This window comes from Nocardiopsis sp. FR4, from assembly GCF_009830945.1.
GTDB lineage: Bacteria > Actinomycetota > Actinomycetes > Streptosporangiales > Streptosporangiaceae > Nocardiopsis.
Map to the genome: position 1 here is coordinate 500,891 of NZ_ML776454.1, position 17,170 is coordinate 518,060.

The window sequence follows — 17,170 nt, forward strand, 5'->3', positions numbered from 1 at the left end:
CGGGCCGTCCGGGGGCGCTACGGGCGGGTGAGCGCCTCCGACAGGTCCCCGACCCCCCAGGTTCCGCCCAGGGCGGGGGCCAGGGAGCGGCGGGCCACGTCCGCGAACCCAGCGGGGTCCAGCGCGCCGCTTCCCTCCGGGAGCGCGCCCACCAGCGGTCCGGCGCCCATGGCGGGCAGGTCGGTGAGGTTGCAGCGCATCGCCAGGTCGGGCCGGCGGGGCCAGGAGCCCACCACCACCCCGGCCGGACGCAGGCCGCGGGTGCGCAGCGCCTCCGCGGTCAGCGCGGTCGCGTTCAGCGTGCCCAGGTCGGGCCGGGCCACCACGAGCACCGGCGCGGACAGCAGCACCGCGGTGTCGGCCAGGGTCTGCCCGTCGGCGTTCATCCGCACCAGCAGTCCCCCGGCGCCCTCCACCAGCACGAGGTCGTGCGCGTGCGACAGCCCCCGCACCGCGTCGGCGACCTCCTCCGCCCGCACGGGTGCGGCCCCGCACCGGGCGGCGGCCGTGGCGGGGGCGAGCGGATCGGGGTAGCGGGCCAGTTCGGCGGCGGCCACCCCCGGCACCAGCCGGGCCACGGTGTCCGCGTCGCCGGGCTCGCCCGGCCCCACCCCGGTCTGCGCCGGCTTGAGGACGGCCACCCGCCGCCCCCGCGCGCGGGCCAGCGCGGCCACCGCCGCGGTGGCCACCGTCTTGCCGACCTCGGTACCGGTACCGGTCACCACCAGGACGCTCATGACCGGCCTCCGGCGAGCGAGGCGCGCACCGCCGCGACCATCCCGGCGGCGACGGCGGCCACGTCCCCGGAGTCGCACACGTACGGCGGCATGGCGTACACGTGGTTGCGGAAGGGCCGCAGCCACACCCCCGCCTCCACCGCGGCCCGGGTGGCCTCCGCCGTACGGACCGGGGCCTCCAGCTCCACCACGCCGATCGCGCCGAGCACCCGCACCTCGCGTACCCCGGGTAGTCGCGCTGCCGGGGCGAGGCCCTCGCGCAGTCCGGCCTCGATCCGGGCCACGTCGCCCCGCCAGTCGCCCTCCGTCAGCAGCCGCACCGAGGCCAGCGCCGTGGCGCAGGCCAGCGGGTTGCCCATGAACGTGGGCCCGTGGGCCAGGACCGGCACCTCTCCCCCAGCGATCCCGCGGGCCACACGGCCCGTGCACAGGGCGGCGGCGAGCGTCAGGTAGCCGCCGGTCAGCGCCTTGCCCAGGCACAGGACGTCGGGGCTGACCCCGGCGTGGTCGGCGGCGAACAGCTCCCCGGTGCGGCCGAAGCCCGTGGCGATCTCGTCGAAGACCAGCAGCAGCCCGTGGGCGTCGGCGATCCGGCGCAGCTCGCGCAGGTAGCCCGGGTGGTGGAACCGCATGCCCCCGGCGCCCTGCACCACCGGCTCGACGATGATCGCGGCCAGTTCGTCGGCGTGTTCGGCGGCCAGGCGCCCGAAGGCGGCCACGTAGGCGGGGTCGGGCTCGGTGCCGAACCCGGCGGGCGGCTCGGGCGCGTGGACCTGCGCGGGCAGCACGTCACCCCACAGGGAGTGCATTCCGCCCTCGGGGTCGCACACGCTCATGGCGTGGAAGGTGTCCCCGTGGTAGCCGCCCCGCCAGGTCAGGAAGCGGCGACGGCCGGGATCGCCGGCGGAGCGGTGGTACTGCAAGCACATCTTCATGGCCACCTCCACCGCGACCGAGCCGGAGTCGGCGAGGAAGACGTGCTCCAGCGGTTCGGGGGTGATCTCCACCAGGGCCTCGGCCAGCGCGGCGGCGGGGGCGTGGGTGAGCCCGCCGAACATGACGTGGCTGAAGGAGTCCACCTGGGCGCGCAGCGCCGCGTCGAGCACGGGGTGGCGGTAGCCGTGGACCGCCGACCACCAGGAGGACATCCCGTCGACCACGCGGTACGTGCCCTCCTCCGCCCACAGGGTCAGGCGTGTGCCCTCCGCGCCGGTGACCACGTACGGCCGTTCGGCTGCGGGGACGGTGGTGTAGGGGTGCCACAGGTGGGCGGTGTCCGCGGCGCGGACCCTGGCGGGGTGCGGGGGCGTCGGGGTCATACCGCCCCATTGTTCACCGTGCGCACGCGCACGTGCCCGTACGGTCCCACCAGGAATCGGCGCCGAACTTTGTGGGCTTCCACGGGTGACGCCCCCGGGCCCGGACCGGCAGAGTCGTAGACGCCTCCCTGGCACGAAGGACCGGGCCGCCCCAGCGGGATTGGCCGCCGCTGGGTCGGCCCCTCGCCGGGGGCGCCCGCTCTGCCCGTCCCCGTCCGACCGGAGTGTGTCCCGCCGCGAACCGAGGAGGACGCCGACAGCATGCCGACCCCCGCCGCCCTGGCGCCCCGCCGCCCGTGGACCCTGCGCGCCACCGCCCGCGCGCGCCCCCCGCACCCCTTCGCGTGGCTGGACGGGGCCGCCCGCAGACGCGCCGAGGCCGGACTCGTGCGGCGGACCGTGCCCCGGTCGGCCGACGACGACCTGCTGGACCTGGCGGGCAACGACTACCTGGGGCTGCTGCGCCACCCGGAGGTGGTGGAGGCCGCCGCCCGGGCGGCCCGCGTGTGGGGCGCGGGCGCGGGCGGCTCCCGGCTGGTCACCGGGGACACCGACCTCCACCAGGAACTGGAGCGCGAGCTCGCCGGCTTCTACGGCACCGAGGCGGCCCTGGTGTTCTCCTCGGGGTACGCCGCGAACCTGGCGATGGTCACCGCGCTGGCCGCCCCCGACGGCGGCGCCCCTCCCCTGCTGGTGTGCGACCGGTACAACCACGCCTCCCTCATCGACGCGACCCGCCTGGCCCGGGCCTCCGGGGCGCGCGTGGCCCTCTTCGACCACGCCGACCCCGGCCGGGCCGCCGAGGCCCTCGCGGGCGCCGGGGACCGGGCTCTGCTGCTGAGCGACACGGTGTTCTCGGTGGACGGCGACCTCACCGACACCGGTGCGCTGGCCCGGACGGCCCGCGCGCACGGCGCCGCGCTGCTGCTGGACGACGCGCACGGCCTGGGCGTGGTGGGCCCCGGCGGCCGGGGGGCGGCCACCGCCGCCGGGCTGCGCGGCGCGGACGACGTCGTGGTGTCGGTGACCCTGTCCAAGGCGCTGGGTGCCCAGGGCGGCGCGGTGCTGGGTTCGCGGCGGGTGGTCCGCCACCTGGTGGAGACCGCGCGCACGTTCGTCTTCGACACCGGGCTGGCGCCCGCCTCGGCGGGCGCGGCCCTGGCCGCGCTGCGGATCCTGCGCGCCGAGCCGGAGCGGGCCGAGGCGGTGCGCAGCCGGGCCCGGCGGCTGGCGCGGGGCCTGCGGGAGCGCGGGCTGTCGGCGAGCACGCCCGACGCCGCCGTGGTGTCGGTACTGGCGCCCTCACCCGAGGCCGCCGTGCGGTGGCGGTCCGCCTGCCTGGAGGCGGGTGTCAGGGTGGGCTGCTTCCGGCCGCCGTCGGTACCGGACGGCCGCTCCCGGCTGCGGCTGACCGCCCGCGCGACCCTGGACGAGCGCGACGTCAGCCGCGTTCTGGACGTGATCGGGGCGAACCGCCCCGGGTAGTCTTGCGGAGGACGCAGCAGCCGTCGGGGAGCGGGAGGCGGAAACGGCCGTGGCAGCACGTGGTGAGGACCCCGAGGCGCCGGAACCGGTCGCCGACGACCCCTCCGGGACCACGCGAGGCGACGACCCGGGCGACGCGGAGGGCACCTCCTCCGGGAGCGGCTCCCGGAACGGCGGTTCCTCCGGCGGCGACGGCTCGGAGGACGGTCCCGGGGAGGGCGGGGGCGGGGAGCGCCCGAGGCCCCGCCGCGGACGCCGGATCGCGGTCGCCACCTCCCTGTTCCTGGTCCTGGTCCTGGTGGCCACGCTGGTGCTGCCCTTCAGCCGGGAGGGCCTGGTCTCCCTGTGGTGCGACGTCACCGGCGGCGTGTGTCCGGCCGAGGAGCTCCCTCCGATCACCGAGGACGAGGAGAGCGACTGGCGGGTGCGCATGGAGCCCGAGGAGGCCGCGCTGTGGGGCAACTACGTAGCCCTGGGCGACTCCTACTCCTCCGGCGACGGCGCGGGCGACTACCTGCCCGGCACCGCCGAGTCGGGGGGCTGCTGGCGTTCGGAGAACGCCTACCCCCGGGTGATCGCCGAGGAGTTCGACTTCGCCGGGGCACTGGCCTTCTACGCGTGCAGCAGCCACAAGGGCTCGGACATGCTCAAGCAGATCGGCACCCCCGAGTCCCAGATCGAGCGGGTGACCGAGGGCACGTCCCTGGTGACCCTGGGCATCGGCGGCAACGACCTGGGCTTCATCCCGGTCCTGCGCACCTGCATCGTGCGGATGCCGCTACTGGAGAGCAGCGTCTGCGTCCAGCAGGAGGAGGACATCGACAAGCGGATGGCCTCCTTCGAGAAGACCCTGGCCGAGGTGCTCGGGCAGATCCGCGAACGCGCGCCCGACGCCCGGATCCTCGTCCTGGGCTATCCGCGGCTGTTCCCCGAGGAGCCGCCGGGCATGTACTACACCCTGACCAAGAACGACCAGCTGTGGCTGAACGATCTCGCCCAGCGGTTCAACGGGCTCATCCGCGACGTGGTCTACCGGGTGGACGGCGAGGTCTACGGTTCGCGCTCCACCGGCAGCGTCGAGTACGTGAACACCTTCTCCGCCCTGGCCGGGTACGAGGTGAGCGCCGAGGAGGCGTGGCTGAACGGGATCGTGCTCGGACGGCTGGGCGAGGGCCTGCGCGTGGACCGGGCCAGCTTCCACCCCACCGCCCAGGGGCAGATGTCCATCGCCGAGCGGGTGCGCCTGCAGATCGTGGAGGGCCCCGAACGGGTGCTCTACGTCTCCCGCGAGACCCTCGACGACGTCGACCCCCGGCAGCTGGAGTCGGAGCTGGGCGGTCCGCTCGACCCCGCCCGGGAAACCGAGGCCCCCGAGGTCGCCGGTTCCCCCGCCGACGAGGCCGACGCCCCGGACCGGCTGAACGGCCAACCCACCGGCTGACCGGAGACGTTGCCGGTGTGACGGGTGGGACCCACCGTCGGGAGGGAGCCGGACGGCGGGCCCGGGGTCGTTCCCCTAACGGCCGGACCGGAGCTCCTGGACCACCTCCGCGAAGCGGTCCAGGCCCCAGTTGAGGTCCTCCTCGCTGATCACGAGCGGCGGCGACATCCGGATCGTCGACCCCTGGGTGTCCTTGACCAGCACACCGTGCTCGGCCAGCCGCGCGCACAGCTCCTTACCCGAGGCCAGGGACGGGTCGACGTCGATGCCCGCCCACAGGCCGATGCTGCGGGCGGACACCACCCCGGCGCCGACGAACTCCTTCAGGCGGCGCCGGAGCACCTCGCCCAGTCGGCGCGCGTCCTCCAGGTAGGGCCCCTCGGTGAGCATCCGCACGACGGTGCGCCCCACCGCCCCCGCCAGCGGGTTCCCGCCGAAGGTGCTGCCGTGCTGGCCCGGCTGGATCACGCCGAGCACGTCCTCGTCGGCGACCATCGCCGACACCGGCAGGATGCCGCCGCCCAGGGCCTTGCCGAACAGGTAGGCGTCGGGGACCACCCCGCTGTGCTCGCAGGCCCGGACGGTGCCGGTACGGCCCAGGCCGGACTGCACCTCGTCGGCGATGAACAGCACGCGGTGGCGGTCGCAGGCCTCCCGCACCCGGGGCAGGTAGTCCGGCGGCGGCACGATCACGCCCGCCTCGCCCTGCACCGGTTCGATGAGCACGGCCGCGGTGGTGTCGTCGATCGCCTCCTCGAGAGCGGCGGCGTCGCCGTAGGGCACCGACCGGAACCCCGGGGTGTAGGGGCCGAAGCCGGTCCTGGCCTCGGGATCGGAGGAGAAGGAGACGATGGTGGTGGTGCGGCCGTGGAAGTTGGCGCCCGCCACGACGATGGTCGCCTGGTTCTCCGGAACGCCCTTGACCCCGTAGGCCCACTTGCGGGCCACCTTGATACCGGTCTCCACGGCCTCGGCGCCGGTGTTCATCGGCAGGACCTTCTCCTTGCCGACCATGTCGGCCAGGGCGCTGACCCAGGGGCCGAACTGGTCGTTGTAGAAGGCCCGGCTGGTGAGCGTGACCCGGTCCAGCTGCCGGTGCGCCGCCGCCAGCAGCTCGGGGTTGTGGTGGCCGAAGTTCATGGCCGAGTACCCGGCCAGGCAGTCCAGGTACCTCCTGCCCTCGACGTCGGTCACCCAGGCACCGCGGCCCTCGGCGATCACGACGGGAAGGGGGGAGTAGTTGTGCGCCGACCGCGCCTGTGCGAGTGCGATGTGGTCCGCGCTGGAGAGTTCCTCCCCGCCGGGGTGTCCGGCCGGGTCCCGCTGTCCCAGGTTCTGGGTGTTGCTCATCTAGCCGCTCCGATCGCCATTGACCGATGTCAGACAAGGTGATACCCACCGACGGGCGCGGTAGCGCCCCTGTCGGCGAGAGGTCCCCACGAGTTGAGCAGATGATCCGGTCAACCCACAAGGGGTGATGCGTATCACTCCCGCCGGGGGAGGCCCGAAACCTCGGGCGCACGTCCCGCGCACACCCCCTGAGCGGGCCTGGAGCACCGGGCGTGACCTGGGATAACTCCCCTGGTGACGCGGTCCACAACCCCGGCCGCGATCTGGCGCCCGCCCGGCGGGTACCGTCGCACCAACAGCCACTCCGCCGCCGCGAGCCGATGCCGTGGACGGCCCCGCCGATCGTGTCAGGGAGGTCAGGCGTGCCCACCACCGCGTCCCAGGACGCCCCCTTCTCCCTCTCCCGGCTGTTCGCCGCGGTCGCCGACGCCGTACCCGAGCGGACCGCGCTGGCCGCGGGCCCCCGGCGGCTGACCTACCGGGCGCTGCTGGAGCGCTCCCTGCGCCTGGCCCGGCACCTGGTGGAGGCGGGCGTGCGCCCGGGCGAGCACGTCGCGGTGCTGGCGTTCAACCGCGCCGAGTGGATGGAGTCCTTCCTCGGGATCCTGCGCGCGGGAGCGGTCCCGGTCAACGTCAACTACCGCTACGTGGCCGGGGAGCTGCGCCACGTCCTGGCCGACGCCCACGCCGTGGCGCTCGTCGCGGAGGACTCCCTGGCCGCGACGGTCACCGCGGTCCGCCCCGACCTGCCCCGGCTCCGACACGTGCTGCTCGTCGGCGACGGCTCCGAGCGCCGGGCCGAGGGGACCGACTACGAGCGGGCCCTGGCCTCGGCCTCCGGGGGGACGCCGCTGCCCTCCACCAGCGGAGACGACCACTACCTGCTCTACACCGGCGGGACCACGGGCTACCCCAAGGGCGTGCTGTGGCGGCAGGCGGACATCTTCCGCGCCGCCCTGGAGCGCCGGGCGCCGGGCGCTCCCCGGGCCCGGACCCCGGAGGAGGTGGCCGAACGCGCCGCGCGCTGCTTCCCGCAGCGCATGCTCGTGCTGGGGCCGCTGATGCACGCGGCCGGGCAGTGGAACGCGCTGAGCATGCTGCTGTGCGGCAAGCGCGTGGTGCTGTCCACCGACCGCAGCTTCCACCCGGACCGGGTCCTGGAGACCGCGCACCGCGAGGGCGTCCACGTGGTCCAGCTGGTCGGGGACGCCATGGCCCGCCCGCTGGCCCGGCACCTGCTCACCGAACCCGGGATGTGCCCCGACCTGGCCTCGGTCCGCTCCGGCGGCACCCCGCTCACCCCGGCGGTGCGCGCCCTGTGGCGGGCTTGGCGCGCGGACGTGGCCCTGGCCGACGCCTACGGGGGCTCGGAGACCGGCGTGTGCGGTTCGGCCACCGGCCCGGAGCGGGAGGAGGGCCCCGCCGGGGAGAGGACCCTGTCGGGCTCCCCCGACCACCGCAGCTTCACCATGGGCGGCAGCATCGCCGTCCTGGACGACTCCCTGCGCCCGCTGCCCCCGGGCTCGACCGAGGTCGGGCGCATCGCCCGCACCGGGCGGATCCCGCTGGGCTACTACAACGACCCCGTCGCCACCGCCCGCACCTTCCCCACCGACGCCGAGGGGCGCCGCTGGGCGCTGTCGGGTGACTTCGGGACCCGGGCCGCCGACGGTTCTATCGTGCTGCTGGGCCGGGGCAGCGTGGTCATCAACACCGCCGGGGAGAAGGTCTACCCCGAAGAGGTGGAGGCAGCGATCAAGGCGCACCCCGCGGTGGAGGACGCCATCGTGGTGCCCGCCCCCGACGAGCGGCTCGGCCAGCGGGTGACCGCGCTGGTCTCGCTGGCCCCCGGCGCCCGCCTGGCGGAGCCGGAGCTGCGCGCGCACTGCCGGGTGCGGCTGGCCGGGTTCAAGGTGCCGCGGTCCGTGCACTTCGTGGACCGGGTACGGCGTACGGCGGTGGGCAAGCAGGACTACCGCTGGGCGGCCTCGGTGGCGCAGGACGCCCCGGCAGCGGCCGACCGGTCGGGCAGCCTCACGCGCTGAGGCGCCGCGCCCCCGCGGTGTCCCGCACCCCGACGGTAGGGAAACCCTCATTTCGGGCCCAGGGCCAATGCGGTCTTACCCAGCCGAAACACGGTTTTTCCGCTTTCCGGTCAGCGTTCGGCCGCTCCGCCCGCCGCTAGACTGGCGACGCCTGGTTCGGACCGCACGGCCTCCTGTCCCCCGCCCCGGTCCGAACGGCCCGCCCCGGCCCCCGCCGGAGGATCCCGCGCCTTCCCCCTGACGCCTGACGGAGCGCGCGGACAGCCCTGACCCATCCCGCCCCCCGCGTACCCGGTACGCGTGCGGTGGCACCACTAGGACGGAGGACGGCGCACTCTTCGGGTCCCTCCCGAACAGCGCCCAAGAACCCAGATGCCCAACACAGTCGGCAGCTACATCTTCAACGCGGTGCGCGGCGGCGCCGTGGGCGCATCCGAGGCCCTGCCCGGCATCAGCGGCGGCACGGTCGCCCTGATCACGGGCCTCTACGACAAGCTCATCGGCGGCGCGGGCCACATGGTCAGCGGTATCAAGCGCTGGGTCACCGACGTCCCGCGCGGACGCGGGGACGCCCGGGCGCGGGAGCAGTTCCGCCAGGTGGACTGGAGCGTGCTGATCCCCGCGCTGGTCGGCATGGTGGTCTTCCTGGGCATGGCCGCCGTCGTCCTCGCCCCACTGGTCGAGACCTACACCCAGTACGCGTACGCGCTGTTCTTCGGGCTGGTCCTGGCCTGCCTGTGGATCCCCTACACCGGCGCGGGCCAGCGGTGGCGAGCGTCGCACTACCTCGTCGCGCTGGGCTTCGCGGCGGGCGCTTTCTTCCTCACCGGCCTTCCCGGGGCCAACCTGCCCGACCACCCGGCCCTGGTCTTCCTCGCCGCCTCCGTGGCCATCTGCGCCCTGGTGCTGCCCGGCCTGTCCGGCTCCTTCATCCTCCTCACCCTGGGCCTGTACGAGCCCACGATCAACGCGGTCAGCGACATGGACGTCGCCTACCTGGCGGTGTTCGCCCTGGGCGCGCTCACGGGCCTGTCGTTGTTCGTGAAGCTCCTGCAGTACCTGCTGGAGAACTTCCACCACATGACCCTGGTCGTGCTCACCGGCCTGATGGCCGGGTCGCTGCGCGCCCTGTGGCCCTGGCAGGACGAGGAGCGCAGCATCCTGACCCCCACCGACGTCCCGGTGACCGTGGCGCTCATGGTGGTCGGCTTCGCCATCGTGGCGGCGGCCATCGTGTGGGAGCGGCGCAAGCGCGTCCAGATGGAGGAGGCCGAGCACCACCAGGTGGCGGCCCGCCTCTAGGAGCGGTCCGGCCGTTCGGTAGCCTCACCAGAACACACACGCATACGGGTCGGGACCGCCTCGGCGGTCCCGACGGCGCGGGGTGCCGGGACGCCGTTCCCGGCTGAGAGCACACCCGTCGAACCTGCCCTAGTTAGCACTAGCGAAGGAACGCCCATGAGCGCGTACAACGTCGTGTCCATCGCCGGGAGCGACCCCAGCGGAGGCGCGGGCATCCAGGCCGACCTCAAGGCCTTCTCGGCGCACGGGACCTTCGGCATGACCGTGGTCACCGCGCTGACCGCACAGTCCACCCGGGGCGTCACCGGGGTCCACCCGGTCCCCGCGGAGTTCGTCGCCCACCAGATGGACACCCTGTTCGCGGACGCCACCGTGTACGCGGTCAAGGTGGGCATGCTGGGGACCTCGGAGGTCACCGAGGCGGTGGCCGAGGCGATCGACCGCCACCGCCTCCCGAACGTGGTGGTGGACCCGGTGATGGTGGCCAAGAGCGGCGACCGCCTGCTGGAGTCCTCCGCCGTGGCGGCGCTGCGCACCGCGCTGCTGCCCCGTGCCGACCTGGTCACGCCCAACCTGCCCGAGGCCGCCGACCTGCTGGAGGAGCCCGAGGCCACCGACCTGGCGGGGATGCGCGACCAGGCCGTGCGACTGCTGGAACTGGGGCCGCGCCGGGTCCTGCTCAAGGGCGGCCACCTGGACGGCGGGGAGAGCGTGGACGTGCTGGTGTCGCGGGACGCCGACCCGGTCGAGTTCCGCGCCCCGCGGGTGCCCACCCGCAACACCCACGGCACCGGATGCACCCTGTCCTCCTCGATCGCGGCCCTGCTGCCGCGGCACGCGGACGCGGCCGCGGCCGTGCGGGAGGCCAAGGAGTACCTGACCGAGGCCATCCGGCGCGCCGACGAGATCGACGCGGGCGGCGGTCAGGGCCCGGTGCACCACTTCCACGCCTGGTGGTGACCCCGCCGCCCGAACCGGGCCGAAGCGGAGCGTAAGGCCCAAGGCGGGCACAGCAGAGGGGGACCGGCTCCGCGCCGGTCCCCCTCGTCGTCCGCCCCGGGGGCGTACTACTTGCTGACGTCCTTCATGACCTTGTCAGGGTCGCGCCAGTCCGGGTGGTCGAAGAACTTGCGCGTCTCGGCCGCGATGACCGGGGACAGCAGCAGGAGCCCGATGAGGTTGGGCAGCGCCATCAGGCCGTTGGCGATGTCGCTGAACAGCCACACCGAGTCCAGGGCGGCCACAGAGCCGACGAAGATGACCACGATGAACACCAGGCGGTAGGGCGTGACCCAGGTGCGCCCGCCCAGGAACTCCACGCACCGCTCGCCGTAGTAGGCCCAGCCCAGCAGCGTGGTGAAGGCGAACACCGCGACCGCGATGGCCACGATGTAGGCGCCCGCAGGGGCCAGCCCCGGGCTGATCGAGCCCAGGCCCTCGGTGAGCGCCTGGCTGGTCAGCAGGGAGCCGTCCTCGGCGTCCTCGGTCCGCCAGACACCGGTGGTGATGATGACCATGCAGGTCATGGTGACCACGATGATGGTGTCGATGAAGGTCTGGGTCATGGAGACCATGGCCTGGCGGACCGGCTGGGTGGTCTTGGCCGCGGCGGCGGCGATGCCGCCGGTGCCCAGGCCCGACTCGTTGGAGAAGATGCCGCGGGCGAAGCCCATCTGGATGGCGATCATGACCGTGGAACCGGCGAAGCCGCCGACCGCGGAGGTACCGGTGAAGGCGTCGGTCAGCACGAGCTGGAACGCGGGCAGGATGGCGGCCCAGTTGGCGGCCAGGACCACCAGGCAGATGGTGACGTAGCAGATGATCATGATCGGCACCAGGCCCGAGGCGACGCGGCCGATGCTCTTGATCCCGCCCAGGATGACGGCGCCCGCGAGCAGCATCAGCACCAGGCCGACCATCCACGGCTCCAGCGGGGTGACGCTGGTGATCTGCTGGGAGACGGTGTTGGCCTGGGTGCCGTTGCCGATGCCGAAGGCGGCGACGGCGCCGAAGATCGCGAAGGAGACGCCCAGGGTGGTGCCCAGGCCGCCGCGGATCCCGTACTTGAGGTAGTACATCGGGCCGCCGCTCTGCTCGCCCTTGGCGTCGGTGCGGCGGAACTTCACGCCCAGGAGGGCCTCGCTGTACTTGGTGGCCATGCCGATGAGGCCGACCACCCACATCCAGAAGAGCGCGCCGGGCCCGCCCACGCCGATGGCGAGGGCCGCGCCGGCGATGTTGCCGACACCGACGGTGGCGGCCAGTGCCGTACTCAGGGCCTGGTAGTGGGAGATGTCACCCTCGACGGAGGCGTCCTCCTTGCGGCGGACGAGTGCGAGCCACAGCGCGTGCGGCAGGCGGAGCAGCTGGATGAGGCGGAGTCGGACCGTGAGGAACACGCCGACGACGAACAACAGCGGGATGAGGACGAAGGGTCCCCAGATGATGCCGTTGACGAGGTCCGCCATCTCGAGGAGTTGGTCCACAGGGGATCTCCCTATTGGTGAGTGGGTGGGGGCGGGGCCGCCGGTACTGCGCGGTGCGGGCATCCGGCGCCCACGCGGTCGCGTCGGCACGGGTCAGGGCCTCGCGATACCGGCAAAGAATCGCACCGACGCATAACAGACGAATCACACCCGGTCCACATGCCGGTTTCTTCGGCGAACCGGGGGGTTCTCTTGGTGAACGCGGCGTTTCAGGCGTCGCTCTCGTCGCTCTGCGCCACGGCGAGCCTGCTCAGCGCGGCCGCCGCCGCGTCGGGGTCCGCGCCCTGTCCCACCGCCACGCCCAGGAGGTAGGTGGTCAGCGGAGCCGCGGGTCGGGCCACGGAGTGGGCGGCGTCGCGGGCCAGGTCCAGGACCCGGTCGACGTCCTCCTTCCGGAGGGGTTCGGTACCGGTCAGGTCCAGTTCTCTGCGGACCAGTTCCGCCCATTCCGTGAGGGTCACCGCATGACTCCTTGGAGCAATATAACGATTACGTGAGGCGATCATAGCCACCGAAGGTCACCCGGTGGACACGCGGCCGAACGGACTACGTCACCGCCCGATCGGCCAGCCCATACCTGGTCTTCCGGTGCGGTTCCCCCGCACCCAAACCGAGGTTCATCCCGCGAGCCTAACGTCGGAGTCAGCCATCCCCCGGCGTTGGGAGCCACCCGCATGTCCCCGACCGACACCCGAGGCCCGCTTCGCGTGGCCATCGTGACAGAATCCTTCCTCCCCCAGGTCAACGGGGTCACCAACTCCGTGTGCCGGGTCGCCGACCTGCTGGCCGCCCGGGGCCACCAGGCCCTGGTCCTGGCCCCCGGCATCGGACCCTCCTCCTACGCGGGCTTTCCCGTGGTCCGCCTGCCCTCCCTGCCCCTGCCGTTCTACCGCGACTTCTCCCTGGGCCTGCCCGCCCGGCGCACGATGACCGCGGCGATCCGGTCCTTCTCCCCGGACGTCGTCCACCTGGCCTCGCCCGCCCTGCTGGGCTCGGCGGCCGTGGAGGCGGCCCGCAGGTGGGCGCTGCCGACGGTGGCCGTGTTCCAGACCGACCTGCCCGGCTTCGCGGCCCGCTACCGGCTGCCCGGGCGGGACACCATGTGGTCGGTGCTGCGCAGGATCCACGCGGCCGTGGACCGCACGCTGGTGCCCTCCTCGGCCACCATGGAGGCCCTGTCCGACCGGGGGTTCCCCCGGCTGGACCTGTGGCAGCGCGGTGTGGACACCCGGCGCTTCTCCCCCGCGCACCGGGACGAGGAGCTGCGCCGCAGGCTGGCGCCGAACGGGGAGACCATCGTGGGCTACGTCGGGCGGCTGGCCCGCGACAAGCGGGTCGACCTGCTGGCCCACGTGGCGCGGCTGCGCGGGATCAGGCTGGTCGTGGTGGGCGACGGGCCCGAGCGCGCACGGCTGCGGCGGCGGCTGCCCGACGCGGTGTTCACCGGCCAGCGCACCGGTGAGGACCTGTCCCGGCTGTACGCGTCCATGGACGTGTTCGTGCACACCGGCGCCGACGAGACCTTCTGCCAGGCCGTCCAGGAGGCGCTGGCCTCGGGCGTGCCGGTGGTGGCGCCGGCCTCGGGCGGACCGCTGGACCTGGTGGCCCCCGAGCACAACGGATTGCTGTACGCGCCGGAGTCGGTGCGCGAGCTGCGTGTGGCGGTGGGGCGGCTGGCCCACAACACCGACGTGCGGCGGCGGATGGCCCGGGCGGCGCGCCCGTCGGTGGAGCACCGCACGTGGGAGGCGGTGGGCGAGCAGCTGCTCGACCACTACCGCGCGGTGATCACGCCGAGCCGGGAGCTGGTCGCCCGCGCCGCGGGCCAGGAGTACGCCGTGCCCGGCCGGGCCTCCTCCGGCCCCGTCCGGTAGGCGGTCATCCGGCGGTCCGCCCGGCCCCGGGCCGGGCGGACCGCCGTGGTGGGAGGTTCCGGCCGCCCCCGGGAGGAGCGGCCGGGGGAGGCCGGAGGAAGCGCGTCCGCCCCGCCCCCTTAACGGGGCGGACGCCGAAGATGGTCTGGGGCCGGGCGCCGCGGAGGGCCGCCCGCGCCTAGAGGGCCGGCTGAGGCGCGCTCTCGGAGAGCCCGGGCAGGGCCGGGCCGGGCACGGACCCCGCGCCGACCAGCTGGGCCAGGACCTCGTCGAGGCGGTCGAGGTGGGAGCGGATCCACGGCAGGGCCAAGGGGTCGGTGGCGGCCAGGGAGGCGTAGCGGCGCTCCTCGGTGTCGCCGTAGAGCAGGCTGGTGGCGACCCGCACGCGCAGGGCGTCGGAGCCCTCCCCGAACTCGACGGCGGGCAGCACGCCCATGCCGAAGCGCTCCAGCAGCAGCCCGGCCAGCTCGGACCCCGTGGTCACCCCGTGCCGCGCGGCCAGCCGTCCGCGGAACGGTTCGAAGTCGGGGTAGAGGTAGAACGCCGCCCGCGGCCGGGCGACGGCCGCGCCCGCTCGGGCGAACGCGTCGGTGACCGCCCCGGCCACCACGCCGTGCAGGCGGCGGCTGCGGTCGATGTGGTCCACGAGCTCGGCGGGTTCGGTGAAGGCGTAGGCGGCGGCCTCCTGGACGGGGGCGGCCGGGCTCGACCAGATCTCGCTGGCCACGCCGAGCAGCCCTCCGCGCAGGCGGTGGCCGATCTCGGAGTCGGGCAGGCGGACGACGCCGATGCGCCAGCCTCCCAGCGCCAGGTTCTTGCTCAGGCCGGTGGAGATGACGGTGCGCTCGGGGGCGTACTCGGCCGGGCTGTGCACCTCGGCGGCCTCCCCGCCGGGGGCGGCGGGGTGGAGGAGGTCGCGGTAGATCTCGTCGGAGATGATCACCAGGTCCAGTTCGCGCGCAACCTCGCACAGGCGGCGGACGGTGTCGGCGTCGGCCACCGTGCCGGTCGGGTTGTCGGGCACGGTGACGATGACGGCGTTGACGGTGCGGCCCTGTTCGCGGGCCGCGGTGACCGCGGCGTGCAGCAGGTCGGGCTGGGGGACACCGCCCTGACCGGTGACCGTGGGCACCATGACCGGCCGCTGGCCCGTCAGGCGGCTCTGCGCGGCGTAGCTGACCCAGCTGGGCGCGGCGAGCGCGGTGTCCCCGCCGATCTCCAGCAGCAGGCTGTAGAGCAGGGGCTTGCTGCCGGGACCGGCGATGACCAGTGCGGGGTCGGTCGGCAGCCCGCGCCGGCTCCAGTACCCGGCCGCCGCCTCGCGCAGGGCCTCCGACCCGGCCACGGGCCCGTAGGCGTTGGCCCCGTTGCCCTCGGTGAGTCGGTCGCGCATGACCGGGTGGACCGGGAGTCCGGCCTCGCCGAAGCCCAGGGGAAGCACACGGCACCCCTGGCGGCGCTTCTCGGCGAGGGCTTCGTTGACGGCGAGGGTCGCGGACACAGTGACGGCCATGGAAGACTCATCTCCGGCTTGTCGTGGAATGCGTGGCCGATGGTGACGGCCTGTTCACCCACACACTGCCCAGACCACGGCATCAGTACAAGCGAGTCTTTTCGATGCTGAGCGTAAGATCTCCTTATGCTCGACCTCCGCCGCCTCCAGGTCCTGCGCGAGTTCAGCGCCCGGGGCACGATCGCGGCCACCGCCAGCGCCCTGGGCTACACGCCCTCGGCGGTCTCCCAGCAGTTGGCCACCCTGGAGCGGGAGACGGGGGTGGCGCTGCTGGACCGCTCCGCGCGGGGCGCCGAGCTCACCGACGCCGGACGGCTCCTGGTGAGCCAGGCCGAGGAGATCCTGGCCCTGGTGGAGGCCACCGAGTCGGTGCTCGCCGAGCAGTCCAACCTGGCCCTGGGGACGGTGACCGTCACGGCCTTCCCGACGGCGGCCGTGGCCTTCGCCCCGTTACTCGTACCGCCGCTGCGCGAACACCGGGGGATGCAGCTGCTGCTGCGCCAGACCCTGCTCGCGACCGGGACCCAGCAGGTGCGTTCGCGGGAGGTGGACATCGCCCTGGTCGACGACTGGTCGGGGCAGCACCCGGGGCGCGGGCACGACGGCGGCCTGCGGCACGTCCGCCTGATGCGCGACCCCATGGTGCTGGCGGTGCCCGAGACCCACCGCCTGGCCGACTCCGCCGTCGCGGTGGTGCTGGAGGAGCTGCTGAGCGAACCGTGGATCGTGACGCCCGAGAGCGAGCGCTCCCGCGAGGGCACGGACCGGCTGCTGGCCGAGGTGGGCGGGCTGCCCTCGGCCGCGTGGGAGTTCGAGGGGCTGGGCACGGTGCTGAGCCTGGTCTCGCGCGGGATCGGGATCGCCGCCGTTCCGGCCCTGGCGATGGTGGGCGGCCCTGCGGGGCTGGTGTACCGGAAGCTGCCCCGCTCGGCGCCGGTGCGGCACGTGTACGCGGTGGTGCGCTCGGTGGCGGTGCGCCGCCCGGCGGTGAACGTGACCCTGTCCGCGCTGCGCGAGGCCACGCGGCAGGTGGAGGCGGAGATCGCCGAGACGGTCGCGGCGTAGGGGGCTCAGCGCCCTCCGGAACGACGACGCGCGGCCCGTCCCCCCCCGGGTCGGACCACGCGTCGGATGAGGTGTTCGGTACGGTGCCGTGCGCCGCGCGCCGTTCACTCCGGACTTTCCCTGCGGCGCGTCCGGTCGATCCGGCGTCGCAGCTTGCGACAGAGGTGGAGTGCCCGGTCCCGGTCGTCGCGGGCGTTCCACCACCGGGCGTAGGTTTCCAGTCTTCTTTTGCGCAGTGCCTCCAGTTCCGCCTCCATCCGGTTCACCCGGTGCTCCAGGTCGATGCGCTCGCGTTCGAACACCGACATGTCGCGTTCGTGGAATCCCGCTTCGCGCTCGGCGCTGAGGAGCCGTTCGGTGAGGTCTTCGGTCGTGTTGCCGCCACGGGCGGTCCGGCTGCGGCCGGACTGTGCGCTGATGCCTTCGAACCACACAACATCTTGTGTTTCCCGCATCAGGACACAATCACGGGTCGCTACGCAAAGAATACGGAAAGTGGCAAAGAGCTCAGAACAACCATGTAGTCCGCATTTCAGACATCACGCCGCGACAG

14 protein-coding genes and 1 riboswitch are annotated in these 17,170 nt (G+C 73.8%); of the genes, 7 read left to right on the top strand and 7 right to left on the bottom strand.

Annotated elements, in window-relative coordinates:
* Positions 1 to 17: 17 nt before the first annotated feature.
* The gene (bioD, locus tag FYW95_RS02115) at positions 18 to 737 is read right to left on the bottom strand and encodes a dethiobiotin synthase (RefSeq protein WP_159940157.1); all 720 of its coding nucleotides are present in this window, start codon (positions 735 to 737) and stop codon (positions 18 to 20) included.
* On the bottom strand, positions 734 to 2,056 hold the full coding sequence (locus FYW95_RS02120) for an adenosylmethionine--8-amino-7-oxononanoate transaminase (protein WP_159940155.1): 1,323 nt from the start codon (positions 2,054 to 2,056) through the stop codon (positions 734 to 736). The genes bioD and FYW95_RS02120 overlap by 4 nt, the downstream gene beginning before the upstream one ends.
* A gap of 261 nt (positions 2,057 to 2,317) precedes the next feature.
* Here FYW95_RS02120 and FYW95_RS02125 point away from each other — a divergent pair, with 261 nt between their 5' ends.
* Both FYW95_RS02125 and FYW95_RS02130 read left to right on the top strand, forming a co-directional pair.
* The gene (locus FYW95_RS02125; protein WP_159940153.1) at positions 2,318 to 3,541 is read left to right on the top strand and encodes an 8-amino-7-oxononanoate synthase; all 1,224 of its coding nucleotides are present in this window, start codon (positions 2,318 to 2,320) and stop codon (positions 3,539 to 3,541) included.
* A gap of 49 nt (positions 3,542 to 3,590) precedes the next feature.
* A complete protein-coding gene (locus FYW95_RS02130; protein ID WP_159940151.1) occupies positions 3,591 to 4,982 on the top strand; it encodes an SGNH/GDSL hydrolase family protein in 1,392 nt (463 codons plus the stop codon).
* Between the two features lie 75 nt (positions 4,983 to 5,057).
* On the opposite strand, the gene rocD is transcribed toward FYW95_RS02130, so the two are convergent.
* Positions 5,058 to 6,332 (bottom strand): ornithine--oxo-acid transaminase, encoded by a 1,275-nt coding sequence (rocD, locus tag FYW95_RS02135; protein ID WP_159940149.1) that lies wholly within the window; start codon positions 6,330 to 6,332, stop codon positions 5,058 to 5,060.
* Positions 6,333 to 6,694: 362 nt separating this feature from the next.
* On the opposite strand from rocD, the gene FYW95_RS02140 reads away from it, so the two are divergent.
* The 3 genes from FYW95_RS02140 (at position 6,695) to thiD (ending at position 10,639) form a co-directional block, all read left to right on the top strand.
* Positions 6,695 to 8,377, top strand: a complete 1,683-nt coding sequence (locus tag FYW95_RS02140; RefSeq protein ID WP_201294606.1) for an acyl-CoA synthetase — start codon at positions 6,695 to 6,697, stop codon at positions 8,375 to 8,377.
* Between the two features lie 372 nt (positions 8,378 to 8,749).
* The gene (locus FYW95_RS02145; protein WP_160049910.1) at positions 8,750 to 9,679 is read left to right on the top strand and encodes a DUF368 domain-containing protein; all 930 of its coding nucleotides are present in this window, start codon (positions 8,750 to 8,752) and stop codon (positions 9,677 to 9,679) included.
* 68 nt (positions 9,680 to 9,747) lie between these two features.
* A riboswitch (TPP riboswitch) is annotated at positions 9,748 to 9,847 on the top strand.
* Entirely contained in the window at positions 9,836 to 10,639 is an 804-nt protein-coding gene (gene thiD, locus FYW95_RS02150; RefSeq protein WP_159940143.1) for a bifunctional hydroxymethylpyrimidine kinase/phosphomethylpyrimidine kinase, read from the top strand. Its footprint overlaps the riboswitch before it by 12 nt.
* A 107-nt stretch (positions 10,640 to 10,746) precedes the next feature.
* On the opposite strand, the gene FYW95_RS02155 is transcribed toward thiD, so the two are convergent.
* Positions 10,747 to 12,165 (bottom strand): alanine/glycine:cation symporter family protein, encoded by a 1,419-nt coding sequence (locus FYW95_RS02155; RefSeq protein ID WP_159940141.1) that lies wholly within the window; start codon positions 12,163 to 12,165, stop codon positions 10,747 to 10,749.
* Positions 12,166 to 12,374: 209 nt separating this feature from the next.
* Positions 12,375 to 12,626: a DUF6457 domain-containing protein gene (locus FYW95_RS02160; RefSeq protein WP_159940139.1), complete on the bottom strand. Its 252-nt coding sequence runs from the start codon at positions 12,624 to 12,626 to the stop codon at positions 12,375 to 12,377.
* Between the two features lie 255 nt (positions 12,627 to 12,881).
* Between FYW95_RS02160 and FYW95_RS02165 the strand changes: the two genes are divergently transcribed.
* On the top strand, positions 12,882 to 14,039 hold the full coding sequence (locus FYW95_RS02165; protein ID WP_236567587.1) for a glycosyltransferase family 4 protein: 1,158 nt from the start codon (positions 12,882 to 12,884) through the stop codon (positions 14,037 to 14,039).
* A 178-nt stretch (positions 14,040 to 14,217) separates the two neighbouring features.
* Here FYW95_RS02165 and FYW95_RS02170 read toward each other — a convergent pair whose 3' ends face one another.
* Positions 14,218 to 15,552 carry a pyridoxal phosphate-dependent aminotransferase gene (locus FYW95_RS02170; protein WP_159940135.1) on the bottom strand — a complete coding sequence of 445 codons (1,335 nt, stop codon included), beginning with the start codon at positions 15,550 to 15,552 and terminating at the stop codon, positions 14,218 to 14,220.
* A 126-nt stretch (positions 15,553 to 15,678) separates the two neighbouring features.
* Between FYW95_RS02170 and FYW95_RS02175 the strand changes: the two genes are divergently transcribed.
* Positions 15,679 to 16,617 carry a LysR family transcriptional regulator gene (locus tag FYW95_RS02175; protein WP_159940133.1) on the top strand — a complete coding sequence of 313 codons (939 nt, stop codon included), beginning with the start codon at positions 15,679 to 15,681 and terminating at the stop codon, positions 16,615 to 16,617.
* A 104-nt stretch (positions 16,618 to 16,721) separates the two neighbouring features.
* On the opposite strand, the gene FYW95_RS02180 is transcribed toward FYW95_RS02175, so the two are convergent.
* Entirely contained in the window at positions 16,722 to 17,051 is a 330-nt protein-coding gene (locus FYW95_RS02180) for a hypothetical protein (protein ID WP_159940185.1), read from the bottom strand.
* Positions 17,052 to 17,170: the final 119 nt, after the last annotated feature.